Genomic DNA, 14,665 nt, shown 5'->3' on the forward strand with positions numbered 1-14,665 from the left:
CGTCCACCCGCCAGGGTTGATCATACCCCGCCGCTGCCCGGTCTGTCACCTCTGGCTGGAAAGCCGGTGATCGGGCGCTTCGATGGCGGGCAGCTGTCCTCCGATGGCGGGCTGCTTGTGCTGCGGGAGGTGGCAAAGCGGCTGGGGATTGCCAATCGGCCGGCCGGCTGCATTGAGGACCCGCGCGATCCAACGCGCACGGTGCACTCGCTGGCCAACATCATCAGCCACCGGGCGGCGATGTCCGCGTCGCGGTCTGGAAGCGGGTCGATGACAGTATGCCGTTCCAGGTCCACCAAGATGGTGCCGTAGCGGTTGCCCTTGCACCACGCGAAGTCGTCGATTCCGACAATGTGCAGGGCAGGGCGCGGAGCAGCTTCGGTCCGGCGGACTGGCCGGAGGAGCGTGTCGCCACTGGCCGGCATCGCTAATCGTTGCGCCAGCCGAGCGCCAAACCAATCCGGCGTTGGAGGTTGCCCAGCCGTGCGGTGCGGCGGGACCACGCCCCGGCCGATATGTCCGGCGGGCATTCAGCGAAAATCCGTCGCGGGCAGGTAGCCGTCCGGCACCATGAAGTGAAGAGATGTCGGCAACAGTGATGGTCGCGGCCTCACAGCGGTTCAAGAAGGAGAGCGGGGCGACCAATGGAAAGTCGTATGTCGATCAATTATCTCAAACCCCTGGGAGTGGTAGAGGTGGCAGGATGCCCAATTGTCTTCCTGTGTTCCCACTTGGACACGGCCTAGCCGGCCCGTGTAATGGGCCAGCACTCCACAAATCAACGACCGTCCGATGCCTTGCCCCTGCCAAGCCGGGGCGACGGCAATAAGGTCGATAACCGCAGTATCTCCACGTTCTAGACAGGAAACAAACCCGGTGGGCCGCCCTTGGCTGCGGCTTACCAGAATCACATCAGCCCGTCCTGCAAAGGCGTTGTCAATCCAGGCTGCTTTGATCGCATCCCCAACCTCGGGACCAACATCCCGATGAAAGCGGTCGAAAAGGAAAGCGGTGCGTCCAATATCAATGCAGCCCGGACGGTCACCCGGCAGGGCGGGAGTGACTGGACTCTCGGGACAGGACAGGGAGGGGGCAAGGTCGCGACGAAAGGTTACCAAGTTTTCCACCGCACGGAATCCAGCGTCAGCCAGCACTTGGCTCAAGCGCGTGCCATATGGCACGCGGCAGACGATCAACTTCACGCCGGCGGATTCAGCGGCCTGGACCAGGGAACTCGCATCCTCTGGTGTTGGTGGAACCGCATCCTCGGCAAAGGCCCGCCAGACAGGCCCCCCAAGGAACGCCATCTCGAAGGGCTGGGGAACAACCCGAAGCCGGTCATTCTCCGGAGGGGCACCCGAAACAGTCAGATTATGGAGCATCGTCACATGCTGCGGTCAAGGTTGGACAGGCATCGAGCAAAGCCATCATGAATCGCCCCGAGTTTCCTGGAGGCCATTTGTGTTGAGTCACGCCGCCATAGCGACGTCCTCGGTTTGGGCATAGTAGCGCGCTTCGGCCTCGGCGGGAGGAATGTTGCCGATGGGTTCGAGGAGGCGCCGGTTGTTGAACCAGTCGACCCACTCCAGGGTGCGCCACGATCCGCGGCGGCGGATTGCCTCGGTCTTGTAGAGACCGTTGATGGTCTCGGCCAAGGCGTTATCGTAGGAATCGCCGACGCCGTCCACGGAGGGCGTGGCGCCCGGAATTGGCGGTTCACCCGGTCAGCGGGGCAGGGCGCGGCTTTGTCGCTGATCGTGATGCGCACCGTCTTGCCACGCATCGCTCCCTTCAAGCCCATCTGCTTCATCAGCCGGACCACCGTGCAGCGCGCCACGTCAATGCCGTCCCGCCGCAACTGCCGCCAGACTTTGCGAACCCCATAGACCTGGAAGTTCGCGTCCCAGACCCGCCGGATAGCAACACTCAGCCCCGCGTCGTTTCGCGAGCGGGCTGGCGCCTTGGTCGGATCGGCCCGACGGGCGGCATGGGCGTGGTAAGTCGACGGGGCGATCGGCAGCACGCGGCAGATAGGCTCGACCCCTAAACAACGCGCTGCGCGTCGATGAAGGCGATCATTTCTTGAACGGGCGGTCGAGCTCCGCCTGGGCGAAATACGCCGACGCCTTGATCCGCTCCTGTTCGTCCGTTGTCGGACCGGGCCGCTTGCCCCGGTCACGCTCGGCCTGCCGGACCCAGTTCCGCAGGGTCTCGGGATTGCAGCCGATCTTCGCCACAATCGAGCTGATCGCCGCCCACTGCGATGCATGCTTGCCTTCGCGCTCGAACACCATCCGAACCGCAAGTTCGCGGACTTCAGGGGCGTATTTGGATGATGTCGGTTTCGTCATGATGACCCCGCTCTCTCAGAAGATGGAGCCTCCGACAAACCCAGCGTGGTTCAGGTTGTGGCTTCCATTGCCAGTTGATACAATGTCAAAAGTGGTGGCCGTAACCACTTGCGTGGCAATTGCTGCATACCTGACCGCAGGATCCGTTCTGGTGATCAAGAACCAAACAAACCTGCTTTCCATTCCTGATGTTCTTCTAAGACGAAAGCGGACAAAGCCATGCCTTCCATGATTGGATTCTGCCTATCCAGCGGCGATGCACATGGTTCGCTGTGCTCATTGTTTTCCAGTACGTCTTCGGAGATCTGAATGAATTTTGATCCCGTCGATCCGCCGCGCCGGTTCTCGGTTGGTTTCGGATCAACCGTCACCTTGGCCGATTGTGGCCGGCTGCGTCTTGATCCTGACGAGCAGGTGACCTGTATTACAGAAGCTGGCGTCGAGTATGATGTTCTCCGCAAATCCTGGGGCTTCTACGCCACACCGTCGCTCAACGGGCGGCTCACACGTGACGGGCTGCGGGGGCTTCTGGCGCTGAATCAGCTTGGAGATTTGTTTCTTTTGCTGGTGGATCATGGCCAGGAGGCAAGTTTTGCACGCTACATGGCCGACGAAGGGCTGCGGGTTGTGCAGTGGTTGGACACCGATGCCGAGATTGGCAGACTGCTCGCTGCTTTGGATGATGCCGGTGCTGCTCTCACGAGACCCGACAATTGTTGTCCGATCTGCAGCGCCGTTGCCGCGGATGTGGCACTAACCTATGACGCGCCCCCACCTGGGGAAACCCGCTTTGACTGGCGCGGCGCCGAATACCGGCGTGAGTACCGCCGCTGCCGCAACTGCGGCCATTTCCGCTCGGTCCACAGCATGGACCTGTCGGCTTTGTACGAAGGCGCCTATGCAGATGCCACCTATGGCTCTGCAGACGGCATGCGCCACAGTTTCGAACGCATCGTAGCCTTACCGCCAGAACGGTCTGACAACACCCACCGCGTGCAGCGGATAGTGGCATTCGCCAGCCGAGTGGGAATCGGCTCTCACCTCGAAAAGGAGCCGGCGCTTCTGGACATCGGCGCGGGGCTTGGCGTCTTCCCCTGGGGCATGACAGGAAGAGGTTGGTCATGTGTTGCGCTTGATCCCGACCCTCGTGCCGCCCAACACATCCGCAATGTGGTGGGGTGTGCCGCGGTCGTTGGCAACTTCATGGCGCTCGACCTAACCGCGCTGGGAACTTTTGACGCCATCACTCTCAATAAGGTACTGGAGCATGTGGTAGACCCCCTAGGCATGCTTGCCAGGACCCATCCCCTACTGAACGCAAACGGTTTCATTTATATCGAGGTGCCCGACACCGCCGCTGCCACCGCTCCTGTCAGCCAGAACCGGGAAGAGTTCTTCATCGAACATCATCACGTCTTTTCCCCGGTGTCCCTTGCAATTCTGGTCGAGCGCGCGGGCTTCGCTCTTGTCTCCTTGGAACGCTTGCGTGAGCCTTCAGGCAAGTACACGCTGTGCGCCTTTGTCCGACGCGCCGATCCGGATCGGGGGTTCGGCCATGAACCGTCCAAGGGAGCCGAATGATGAGCACCCGACCTTCCCCCGGCAGAAAGGACACCGAGAGCCGATCTCGCAAAGCGTGATCCCCGTCCGAGGAGCGAGGTCACCAGCAAACTGAACCTCCCCCTGCCTTCAGGCCTTGCCGTTACCCACATCTCGGGGGATCGAGCGCGGAAGCGAGCTGAGCGCCGAGCATGAGCAGAAAGAGGCGTTCAAAGCCAAACCGCAAGGTCTGCCAGCCCGGCTCGCCATCGCGTTTGCGGGCCAGGAAACCGCCAAGGCGAGCGACGCCGCGATGAAAGTCCCGGTGGCTGGTGACAGCCGCCGGGGGTATCTCAAGGCAGCGGCGAGCAACCGCACCGCGCCTTCCGGCTCGTCGCTGGTGGCCTCCGGGGGCCAGCGTGCCGCCTTGCGGATCTGCAGAAGCCGGACGGCGACGATGGACAAGAACCCCAGCAGGGGCCAGAAGCGCTCAAAGGCGCACGTCCAGACCGCGGCAGGATCATACCGGCCTCAGAATAACCTGGCATGCCCAGCGCTCTCCGCTTTCCACGAGGCCGCCGCGGTGGAAGAGCCTTGCGCCATCGAACAGGATGAAGCGGCCTGCGCTCCCGGTCATCCGGCTCTCATCCTTCATGACTGCCTGCTCTAGGCCGGAACCGGGGACCACATCATTGCCCCAGTGGGAGACATGCCGCAGTTCAGGCGGAAGAACAGCGAAATGCTTCCGTCCTTCCCTGCTTGCAAGGGTGTGGGGATGACCGCCGATGTCGGAATAGCCCATGGGCATGTAGAGGGCGTCGACCACACGCGACACGGCGAACTGCAGGTGGGGCGGGGCCACGCGCCAGCTTCCGGGCAGAAAGCTGAACGGCCCATTTCGGTCGCTCACATCCGACAGGTAGATGATCACCTTTATCAGGTCGCTTCCCTCGTCCCCATGATAATAAGCGGTGTGGTTGGACTCGCATCGCAGGTCGCCGTACCGCCCCTTCCACCAGTGGGACTGCGGCACGGACAGTTCCATCGTGAATCCCCAATAGTCGAGATTTTGGCAGAGCGCGTTGGAAGCCGCCCGCACCATGCCCGAGCGCCGGAGGATCTCGGCGAAGAGAGCATGGAACTCCGGTCCGACATCGTTGCAGGAAAGGTCCTCGCGACGCAGGCCACCTTCCGCCTGCCGCGCCCTGACCTGGGCCCTGGCCTGCTGGAGACCGCCCTGCAGGGCGGTCAAATCGTCCTCCTCCAACCGGCCGCAGACATAGCCCTTCGTCCTCAATTCGCTGTACATGGCTTCTTCGCGGAGCGTCATGTCCAGGAAACGGTAGCCTCCGGACCGGCGGGCATGATGGAAATCGGCCCACAGACGCTTCAAGCTCATCTGGGCAAGGCTCTCCATCGCCTTGCCGGATTCGGGAACTTCCTGTGCTCCGTCGGCCACCGCGTGGAAAAGCCGCTCGACCGGGAGCCGGATCATCCTCTCGAACAGCGGTTCCAAACGGGCGTTAGGGTGCTTGACCTCACGCAGTGCAGCGGCGACCGAGCGCTCCGCATCCTCCACCAAGGCGGACATTGCCGGATCGCCTGGGCAGACGGCGATGTCCACGAATCCGGGATGGTGGGCATAGTCGATCTGGGGAACCAGAGAAGGCGGCGAAGAACGGTTCGGCATGGGAAAAGCTTTCCGGACGGACCCATTCGGGCGCTGGACGTGAAGACGATCGAACGGCACCGGCAGCCTATCGTCGATCTCTGCGGGATGCTATTCCCGACCGAATGGGTTAGACTAGCCGAAATGCTATGGACTGCTGAAATGTCGCGCTACCTGCTCGGTCTCTCGTTCGACTACCATGACGCTGCGGCTGCGCTGCTCAAGAATGGCGAAGTTGTCGCGGCGGCTCAAGAAGAGCGCTTTTCCCGAGTGAAGCATTCACCATCTTTACCAGAAAAATCTATTGACTTCTGTTTGGAGACTTCGGGTATCTCGAAGCAGGATTTGGATGCGATTGCCTTCTATGAACGCCCTATACTGAAACTGGACCGTGTCCTAACCTCCAATCCTCTTGAGGATGAGGCGGGAAAAGCGCGCTTTGTGGAGGTGGCGGCCCGGTGGCTGGCGAAGGGTCATTTCTCTGTGCACGAGCGGCTCGCGGCAATCGGGCTGCCGGCCGACCGCCTGCACTTCATCGGGCATCACCAGTCCCATGCCGCCTCCGCCTTCTTCTGTTCCCCTTTCGAAGAGGCACTGGTCATCACCCTGGACGGTGTCGGAGAACACGAGACGGTCACCATCTCGATCGGCCGCGGAACCAGTCTGACCAAGCTTCGCACGGTGAACTTCCCGTCCTCCCTCGGGCTTTTCTACAGCGCTTTTACCGCGTTCCTGGGGTTCGAGGTCAATGAGGGGGAGTACAAGGTGATGGGCATGGCAGGCTTCGGAGAGCCGTGCCATGCCCGGAAGCTGCTCGACCTCTTCGATCTGCATGAGGATGGCACCTTCACCCTGGACCAGTCGCTTTTCCTATTCCGTAACCTGGAAGCCACTCCTTTCAGCCAGGGATTGATCGACCTGTTCGGACCGCCCCGGCAGCCGGATGCACCGTTCGCCCCTTCGCCGGGCGGTTCGGGCGGTTCGGGCGGCGACGAACAGTCGCGTCACTATGCGGACATTGCCGCCAGCGTTCAGCGCTGTGCGGAAGACGTGATCCTGCATATCGTCGGAAGTGCCATGCGCGAAACCGGGATGCGCAACGTCTGCCTGGCCGGCGGTGTCGCCTTGAATTCCGTCGCCAACAACCGGCTGCAGAACGAACTGGGGTGCCGGCTGTTCGTTCAGCCGGCTGCGGGAGATGCCGGCGGTGCTCTCGGTGCCGCCCTGCAAGTCCACCACCAGTCCGGAGGGAGCCGATCTCCCGCCTTCGTCGACCCGTATCTTGGCGCGTCCTATGGAGAAGAGGAAATCCTGGAGGCGATTGACCGCTCGGGTCTCGACGCGGCGGATTACGACGATCCGGATGCGATGATCGAGGCGGTGGCGGATCACCTGGCCCGTGGTTGCGTGGTGGGCTGGTTCCAGGGACGGGCGGAATGGGGACCTCGAGCCCTGGGCTGCCGCAGCATCCTGGCCTCCCCCCTTGGCGCGGACATGCAACTCCGCGTCAACGAGAAGATCAAATTCCGGGAGCCGTTCCGGCCCTTCGCTCCTTCGGTGCTGCAAGAGCGGGCTTCGGAATTCTTCGATCTGCCGGCAACCGCCTTGCCCTTAAGCGGACCCGAACATTTCATGATCTCCGTCTGCCCTGTCCGGCAGGAGATGCGTGACCGGATTCCCGCCGTCACCCATGTGGATGGCACGGCGCGGGTGCATCTGGTGAGTGAACGTGCCAATCCCCGGTTCTACCGGCTGATCGATGCTTTTGGCCAGAGGACGGGCACGCCTGTCCTGCTGAATACCAGCTTCAATCTGAGGGGGGAGGCCATCGTCAATTCCCCGGCGGATGCCATGGCGACCTTTCTGGCGAGCGGTATCGATTATCTCGTGCTGGGAACCCATGTGGTCCGCAAATTCGGGATGCCGGAATGACTCGGCTGCGCATATGTGTGGAAGCGGGTCATGCCGTTCCGACGGAGTTTCTGGACCGCATCCGCCGTAGCCTTTTCATGGTTCCCGACGACGGTGAAGTGCTTGCCGCCGGTGAGCCCGTCGCTGTCGTCCGGTTTGGAATGTCGCATCAGGGCTTGGTCGTTCAGGATTCCTGGCCATCCGGACTGGAGATCGGGGTTGGCGCCAGTCCGCTGTCCGACGACGAGCTTCTGGATCAGGTGGAGGGCCTGCTGTGGACTCTGCCCGACGATGGACGAGCCATTGTCCTCGATCTGGTTCATGCCCTGCTGCGCGAGCGGAGCCGTGTTCTGGTCGTGATCCCGCGGGCCCGCTTTCCGCTGCTGCAGTATCGGCTGCTCCTGGACATGCTGGAGCGGCGTTTCGGTCATTTCGGAGAGCTGGTCTACCTGCTGGGCAAGGATGCGCAGGCACTCGCTCCCCTCGTCTCTGCGGAGCGGCGGGCCAGCCTGGAGGAGGAGGAGGACTGGACGGGGCGCCTGATCCTGTTCGTCGACTGTCCGTCGGAACCTGCAGCGGAGCAGGAAGCCTTGTTCCGCCGCTTTCCAAAGGTCATGCGACCGTGGTCGCTGTCGGTCGACCACCAAGGGACTGCGCTGCGGCGTTTGGAAGAAGGCAAGGACGGCCGGTTCATCGCCCGTCTCGATGATCACTGCCAGCCTCAGTTGCGGGATCATCATTTGTCCCAGTCGCTGGCAGCCACCGGCGGCACGGTACTGCGCTATGCCTACGGCTCGCTGCAGGTGATGAGCAATGAAATCGGCCCGATCGACTCGTTGGGTTACCGGATCGGTGGTCGTTTCGACCGCTTGCGCGATCGCCATCCCATGCACCGGGTCGTTGCCGTAACGGGGGGATCGGCCGCCTTCGGTTGGCGGTGCTTCCACGACGATGTCTTTACACAAGTCTTGGAGCGTCGGTTGAACTCCCGGTTGTCCGAAGCGGGCCGGGAAGAGCGGGTTACCGTGCTGAACTTCGCCATCAGCGGCCACTCCATCCTGGACGAGATGCGCTCGCTGCTCCTGTTCGCCCAGGCGGCGCGCCCGGATGTCATTCTGTCCCACAGCGGTTTCAACGACTTCTTCTACGCTCCGAACATCGATCCGGAACTGCTGTCCCGTTACGCGTTCCTCTATTGCCATGTGCACGATCAGGCACTTCGCCTTGCAAAAGAGCCGCCGGATGCCGCCGCTCTCGACCGCATCGTGGAAGCGTTCCTCGTCAGGGTCAGGCAGTTCGCCGCCCTCGCCGAGGCGACGGGAGCAGCCTTTCTGTTCGGCCTTCAACCGACCACCGCCGGCAAGAACCTGACACGGGACGAGGTGGAAGGCGTCCGCGACTGGATGGAGCATTTCGCCGGGGCGACGCGCTGGGGGAACTACAGGCTGATGCTGGACAGCGTTCAGGCCGCCTATCCCCGTTTGCGGCGGCGCTTGCGCAAGAAGGAAGGCGGCACTCTGCGCTGGATCGACCTGCAGTCGCCGGTTCTGGGCGCCGCGGGTGCACAGCCCCTGTTCTTTGACCCGGTTCACATGACGCCTGCTGGTCACGCCGCCGTGGCGGAAGCGTATCTTGACACGGTTCTGGACCTGCTGCTCGAACCGAAGATCGGAAAATCCTCCATGTGTGGAGATGAATGATGATGCCGACTGCGCAAGAGGACAGCGATCCTGTCTTCAATCTCGCACGGACGCTGGACAGAACCATTGAACAAGCTGCGCGGGAATTGGATACCGTCGCGGTGGCGCATGCACTCGCCCTGTTGCGCAACGAGATCTTGCAGCGAGCAGAGACTCTGCTGGAGAGCGAAAAGAAAGACCCGCGTTCGATCTTCCTCTATCCCCTGGAATAGAAAGGGGAGAGGACATCATGCGGCTGATGCAGACCTTTACGTTCTATGATCGTTACCTTGCGGAGTTCTGTGCCCGCCATCCAGAGCTTGAGGCACTCGACTACGAAAATCAAATGCGGCTGCTCCGCCTGGATGGGTTTGCCGCAGGGCAGATCCTGACGCCGGTCCTCCCGGATTTGGGCTATGAGACGTTCCTGGCCGTGATGAACTACCTGCCGGCGCAGGGTCGTTGGGCGATGGAGCATGGCCTGCCGGCGCCGCGCAGCCGCCAGGAGCAATTGGCGCTTCTGGCCAGACAGGTCGAGGAGTTCCGGCCTGACATTCTTTACCTCGGCGATCCGATCCTGACCGATGGACGCTGGGTTCGCAGCCTGACCTGGAAGCCAAGACTGGTCGTCGGCTGGCGGCAGGCGGAAATTCCGCCCGGAACCGATTGGCAGGGCTATGACCTCATGCTGTCGGGGGACGAGGCTTATCGGAAGGCCGCGCTTGCGCTGGGCGCGCGGGCTTCGGAACCATACCGGCCGGGTTTCCCGCGTTTTCTCGCCGACCTGGTCGCTGATGTACCAGAGCAGAACGATGTCGTCTTCACTGGGCAGATCACCCGGGATCATGGCTCTCGCCTGCGTTGCCTGAGCGACTTGGCGAAGGCTGCCGCGACCGGAGAGCCGCCATTCGGGCTTGCCTTGTTTCTTGCCGCCCATTCCCCGGTGCCGGAAGAGCTTTCCCGCCTCGACCAGGGAGCCCGATGGGGTCTCGACATGTACCGCTGCCTCAAGGCCGGCCGCATCGTCCTGAACGTGCATATCGATCTGACGGTGCCCGGCGTGAACTTCCGGATCATCGAGACGGCGGGGGTCGGCGGCTTTCTGTTGACCGAAACCGGCCCGGAGTTGAACAGCCTGTTCGCGCCGGGTCGGGAGGTGGAAACCTACACCGGCATCGGCGAGCTTGTGGAAAAGATCCGCCATTATCTGGATCATCCGGCCGAGCGGAAGGCGATGGCCCGGCGAGCGCAGGAGCGCTGTCTGCGGGACCATTGCATGGAAGCCCGGGCCGCTTGGTTCAACGAGATCATGCGCAGCCACTTGTGACCCGATCAGGCACCGCAGGCCCGCTGGCAGCAAGGAGAGGGAATTGGTCGATCTCGCGATTATCCAGGCGCGGATGAGCTCCGCCCGCTTGCCTGGAAAGGTTCTGTCCACCGTCGCGGGACGCACTCTGCTGGACCATCTGGTGGAGCGGGTGCGCCGCTGCGACGTGGTCGACCATCTTGTCGTCGCAACATCCGACCATCCCTCCGACGATCCGATCGCCGGCTGGTGCCGGGACAGGGGAGTCGATCTGTTCCGCGGATCGCTCGATGACGTGGCGGGGCGGATGCTTGCAGCGGCCAAGGCTCATGGCGCAAATGCGTTTGTCCGCCTGTGCGCGGACAGCCCGCTTCTCGATCCGGCCCTGGTTGCGACGATGGCCGCACTGTTCGGGGAAGTCCCCTGCGATCTGGCGAGCAACACGGTGGTCCGCAGCTTCCCCAAGGGCATGTCGGTCGAAGTTCTGTCCGTGCCCGCCCTGGAGCGGGCCTATCCCGCCATGGACGACGGGGACAGGGAGCACGTCACCCGTCACTTCTACCGCCATCCCGACCGCTTCACGATCAGATCCTGCCGATGGGATCGCGACGAGGCCAGCCGTCAGCTGTCGGTGGACAGTCCGGAGGACCTTGAGCGGTTCACGCGGATCGTGGGGGGAATGGACCGCCCGCATTGGAGCTATGGTCTGGAGGACATCATCGCTCTGGATGATTCCTTGTCCGAAGGGAAGCAGCATGAGCGCGAATAGGAAAGGCGGCGAACATCGCCTGCGGGCCGCCGTAATCGGGCTCGGTGTCGGCGAACAGCATATCCATGGCTATCGCAGCCATCCGGCTTGCGATGTGGTGGCGATCTGCGACAGCAACCCGGACAAGCTGAGGGAGGTCGCAGCCCGGCACCCCGGAATCGGGACGAGCATCGACGCCGATGCGATCTTGCGCGATCCAGGAATCGACGTGGTGTCGATCGCCAGTTTCGACGATGCCCACCACCCGCAGATCCGGCAGGCCCTTTTGGCCGGCAAGCATGTCTTCGCGGAGAAGCCGCTTTGTCTGCATGCGGAAGAGATGGAGGATATCGCCGGTCTGCTTTCGGCCAATCCAGCCCTCCATCTGTCATCCAATCTCATTTTGCGCCGCTCCCCACGGTTCCAGGATCTGCGGAACCGGATCCTGACCGGGACATTCGGCGAGCTCTTCCTGCTGGAGGGGGATTACAACTACGGCCGGGTCGAAAAGCTGACAGCCGGCTGGCGGGGACGCATTCCCTTCTATTCGGTGACCCATGGCGGGGCGCTGCACCTGATCGACCTGATCCTTTGGCTGAGCGGGCGCCGCCCGGTCGAGGTCTTTGCTTATGGCAGCCGGGCGGCAACCGCTGGAACGGCCTTCCGCCATGCGGACACCATGGTCGGCCTGCTGCGCTTCGACGACAGCCTGGTGGCGAAGATCTCCGCCAATTTCGGGTGCGTCTTCCCCCATCACCACAATCTGGCCATCTACGGAACGGAAGCCACATTCGTGAACCAGCGGGAGGGCGCGCTCCTGTACGTCGACCGCAATCCCAACACCCCGCCCCAGACGATCGATACGCCATACCCCGGCATTGGAAAGGGGGATCTCATCCCCGGCTTCATCGACGGTATCCTCTCAGGGGCGGACGGAGAGCTTCCGGCCGCAGAGGTGCTGGCCGGCATGGCGGTCAGCCTTGCGCTTGAACGATCCATGCAGGAGGGGCGGCCGGTTGCGCCGTGCTATCCGGTTCTGCCGCCCCGCCGCCCGCTGTCCGTCCCACCTACCAGGTAACGGGAAGAGCCCCCTGGGCAATGGCGCGTGCCGTATGGCCGTGCCAGGAAACGATGGCGCTGCGGGTGCGGGCAGCCTCCTCATCGTCAAGGATGCCGTGGGACTGGGCGACCGAGACCAGATGATAGGCTTCGGGAAAGAAGCGATAGGTACAGTACACGACCATCAGGCGGCGCAGGGCCGCCCCATCGCCGTCGGCAAGCAGGGCGGCTGGATGGCGGATGAAGAGGGCATCGGTTTCCCACAAGCGCGAGGCGATCGATCTGTCACCCGGACCAACATTGAAGATTTGCGACCGATAGAACCGGTCGTCGCCCCGTCGAGGCAGATCGGCACGGGCAAGGCGAAGGTCGAACAGTTCGAATCCCGCATCCACGAGGGTCGCCTGAACCTCGTGGAATTGAGCTTGGCCACGGTAGGCGCCGGGAAGTCCGATCTCCAACTCGATGCCGAGCAGGCGGCCAAGTCGTTCCTGTCCGAGGCCCAGGAGGATTTCCAGTTCGGTGCCCTGCGTGTCGAGCTTGATCAGGTCGAGCTGAGATTCCTCCACCTCGTCCAGGACGTCGCCCAGCCGCCGTGTCTCCACCTCGACCGTGATGAAGGGATGGAAGTAGGACGGATCGCAATAATCCCTCGCCATCTCCGTATCGAATGGCAGCAGGGACGATCCGGTCGGCACGTTCGTTCGGTGAAGGCAGCGCGACCCTCCCGTTCCGGAAAGGGCGACAGGCAGGACGCGCAATGGGATCCCGGGTTTCGTCCCGTACATGTCCGCCAGCTTCCTGGCCGCATCCGGATCGGGTTCGACGCAGTAAAGGCATGCAGAATCGAGCAGCGGCTGCCATTCCAGGGGAAGTCCGTTGGCCGCACCGACGTCGGCGGCAACGAAGCGCGAGCCATTCAGGATCAGATCGACGGTTCTTGCCATGATTCCCCAAAAGATCGATGCGGCACCTTCAGTCCTGTCGGGGACTGCCGGCCGTCCGGTGTCGGATCGCCGATTTTGCATAGCCGGCGCCAAGCCATCATGCCCCGGAAGATGGCGTGGAGCCATCGGCCGGCAGCGCGACATTGTGCAACAGCCCCTCCCCTGGGCAATGGGCAAGAATTGCCGGGGGGCAAAAATTTCCGATTGGCAACCGCATTAAGATTTTAGCATCATTATGAGCTTAGGAATTAATCAATCCTGACATCCGAACCAAACGTGAAGTAACGGCAAAGGACGCCCAAGTGGAGGAACTGCGCAACATACCTTTCGGCAAACCGGTCATGGGGGAGCCCGAGCAGGCAGCAGTGCTGCAAGTAATGGCGGGCGGCATCCTCGTGCATGGTCCCAAGACCGAGGAATTTGAACAATCCTTTGCCGCATGGACGGGCGCGCCCCACGCCGTTGCCGTTTCCTCCTGCACCGCTGGCATGCACCTGGTCTATTTCGCGCTTGGAATCGGCGCGGGAGACGAGGTCATCGTCCCGGCACAGACCCATGCGGCGACCGCCCATGCGGTTGAACTTGCCGGAGCGCGGGCAGTGTTCGTAGATGCGGAAAATGCAACCGGTAACATCGATGTCGATGCGATCGCGGCGGCCGTGACGCCGCGGACCCGAGCGATTGCCGTGGTGCATTACCTGGGCGTTCCCGTCGACATGGAAGCGGTGAACGCTGTGGCGCGGCACCATGGGCTTCTGGTCGTCGAGGATTGCGCCCTGGCCGTCGGCACCCAAATCGGCGGCCAGCATGCGGGCCTGTCCGGCGATGTCGGATGCTTCTCCTTCTATCCCGTCAAGCACATGACCACGGCGGAGGGTGGGATCGTCCTGACGCGCGATGCGGCCCTGGCGCAAAAGTTGAAGCTGCTGCGTGCATTCGGGGTCGACCGCCACATGGGACAGCGGGCCACGCCGGGAGAGTACGACGTGGTCGCGCTGGGATTCAATTACCGCATGAGCGAGATCGAAGCCGCGATCGGTATTGAACAGGTCAAGAGGTTGGATGGTTTCCTGGCCCGCCGCCGCGCGAACTATCGCGTGCTCCGGGTCGCTCTCGCGCGCCTGAAATCGGTTGAACTCTTTTCCACCGATGGCGGGGAGAGCGAGAGCGCCTATTGCCTCAGCATGCTTCTGCCGGAAGAACTGGCGGAACGGCGCAAGGACATCATCGCATCTTTGAAGGCACAAGGTGTCGGCACCAGCATCTACTATCCTCGCCCGGTGCCGGCGATGACCTATTACCGCGAGAAATACGGCACCCGCCCAGGCGATTTCCCGGTCGCGGAACGGATCAGCCGCTGTTCGATCGCTTTGCCTGTCGGTCCGCATCTGGCAGAAGACGACATGTTCTATATCGCCGCTGCTATCGAACGCAGCCTGGCGCAACTCGGGTGATT

At 62.6% G+C, this 14,665-nt stretch carries 12 protein-coding genes, 2 pseudogenes and 1 other annotated feature; of the genes and pseudogenes, 9 read left to right on the top strand and 5 right to left on the bottom strand.

Annotation, left to right across the window (positions count from 1 at the left end):
• Positions 1 to 33: 33 nt before the first annotated feature.
• Positions 34 to 270, top strand: a pseudogene (locus ABNQ38_RS06525) (transposase); the annotation flags it as partial.
• Between the two features lie 350 nt (positions 271 to 620).
• Here ABNQ38_RS06525 and ABNQ38_RS06530 read toward each other — a convergent pair.
• The gene (locus ABNQ38_RS06530; RefSeq protein ID WP_377806327.1) at positions 621 to 1,382 is read right to left on the bottom strand and encodes a GNAT family N-acetyltransferase; all 762 of its coding nucleotides are present in this window, start codon (positions 1,380 to 1,382) and stop codon (positions 621 to 623) included.
• Between the two features lie 87 nt (positions 1,383 to 1,469).
• Positions 1,470 to 2,351, bottom strand: a pseudogene (locus ABNQ38_RS06535) (IS3 family transposase).
• Positions 2,006 to 2,121, bottom strand: a sequence feature (AL1L pseudoknot). (Overlaps the previous pseudogene by 116 nt.)
• 309 nt (positions 2,352 to 2,660) lie before the next feature.
• Here ABNQ38_RS06535 and ABNQ38_RS06540 point away from each other — a divergent pair.
• A complete protein-coding gene (locus ABNQ38_RS06540; protein ID WP_377806328.1) occupies positions 2,661 to 3,932 on the top strand; it encodes a class I SAM-dependent methyltransferase in 1,272 nt (423 codons plus the stop codon).
• A gap of 121 nt (positions 3,933 to 4,053) precedes the next feature.
• Here the strand turns inward: ABNQ38_RS06540 and ABNQ38_RS06545 are convergent, their stop codons facing one another.
• Both ABNQ38_RS06545 and ABNQ38_RS06550 read right to left on the bottom strand, forming a co-directional pair.
• Complete coding sequence (locus ABNQ38_RS06545) at positions 4,054 to 4,374, bottom strand: IS4 family transposase (RefSeq protein WP_377806471.1); 321 nt, start codon at positions 4,372 to 4,374, stop codon at positions 4,054 to 4,056.
• Between the two features lie 36 nt (positions 4,375 to 4,410).
• A complete protein-coding gene (locus tag ABNQ38_RS06550; RefSeq protein WP_377806329.1) occupies positions 4,411 to 5,580 on the bottom strand; it encodes a hypothetical protein in 1,170 nt (389 codons plus the stop codon).
• A gap of 39 nt (positions 5,581 to 5,619) precedes the next feature.
• Between ABNQ38_RS06550 and ABNQ38_RS06555 the strand changes: the two genes are divergently transcribed.
• The 6 genes from ABNQ38_RS06555 to ABNQ38_RS06580 are packed head-to-tail and all read left to right on the top strand — an operon-like array spanning position 5,620 to position 12,281.
• Entirely contained in the window at positions 5,620 to 7,491 is a 1,872-nt protein-coding gene (locus tag ABNQ38_RS06555) for a carbamoyltransferase (RefSeq protein WP_377806330.1), read from the top strand.
• Positions 7,488 to 9,170, top strand: a complete 1,683-nt coding sequence (locus ABNQ38_RS06560; protein ID WP_377806331.1) for an SGNH/GDSL hydrolase family protein — start codon at positions 7,488 to 7,490, stop codon at positions 9,168 to 9,170. Before ABNQ38_RS06555 ends, ABNQ38_RS06560 begins: the two co-directional genes overlap by 4 nt.
• Positions 9,167 to 9,382: a hypothetical protein gene (locus ABNQ38_RS06565; protein ID WP_377806332.1), complete on the top strand. Its 216-nt coding sequence runs from the start codon at positions 9,167 to 9,169 to the stop codon at positions 9,380 to 9,382. Before ABNQ38_RS06560 ends, ABNQ38_RS06565 begins: the two co-directional genes overlap by 4 nt.
• Positions 9,383 to 9,399: 17 nt before the next feature.
• Positions 9,400 to 10,476, top strand: a complete 1,077-nt coding sequence (locus ABNQ38_RS06570) for a glycosyltransferase (protein ID WP_377806333.1) — start codon at positions 9,400 to 9,402, stop codon at positions 10,474 to 10,476.
• A 43-nt stretch (positions 10,477 to 10,519) separates the two neighbouring features.
• On the top strand, positions 10,520 to 11,224 hold the full coding sequence (locus ABNQ38_RS06575; RefSeq protein ID WP_377806334.1) for a cytidylyltransferase domain-containing protein: 705 nt from the start codon (positions 10,520 to 10,522) through the stop codon (positions 11,222 to 11,224).
• Complete coding sequence (locus ABNQ38_RS06580) at positions 11,211 to 12,281, top strand: Gfo/Idh/MocA family protein (protein ID WP_377806335.1); 1,071 nt, start codon at positions 11,211 to 11,213, stop codon at positions 12,279 to 12,281. The genes ABNQ38_RS06575 and ABNQ38_RS06580 overlap by 14 nt, the downstream gene beginning before the upstream one ends.
• On the opposite strand, the gene ABNQ38_RS06585 is transcribed toward ABNQ38_RS06580, so the two are convergent.
• Positions 12,271 to 13,209, bottom strand: a complete 939-nt coding sequence (locus ABNQ38_RS06585) for an FkbM family methyltransferase (RefSeq protein WP_377806336.1) — start codon at positions 13,207 to 13,209, stop codon at positions 12,271 to 12,273. The two genes, ABNQ38_RS06580 and ABNQ38_RS06585, sit on opposite strands and share 11 nt — an antisense overlap.
• 302 nt (positions 13,210 to 13,511) lie before the next feature.
• Between ABNQ38_RS06585 and ABNQ38_RS06590 the strand changes: the two genes are divergently transcribed.
• Positions 13,512 to 14,663, top strand: a complete 1,152-nt coding sequence (locus ABNQ38_RS06590; RefSeq protein ID WP_377806337.1) for a DegT/DnrJ/EryC1/StrS family aminotransferase — start codon at positions 13,512 to 13,514, stop codon at positions 14,661 to 14,663.
• Positions 14,664 to 14,665: the final 2 nt, after the last annotated feature.

The sequence above is a fragment of the Azospirillum sp. A29 genome (genome assembly GCF_042604625.1).
GTDB classification, from domain to species: Bacteria; Pseudomonadota; Alphaproteobacteria; order Azospirillales; family Azospirillaceae; genus Azospirillum; species Azospirillum palustre.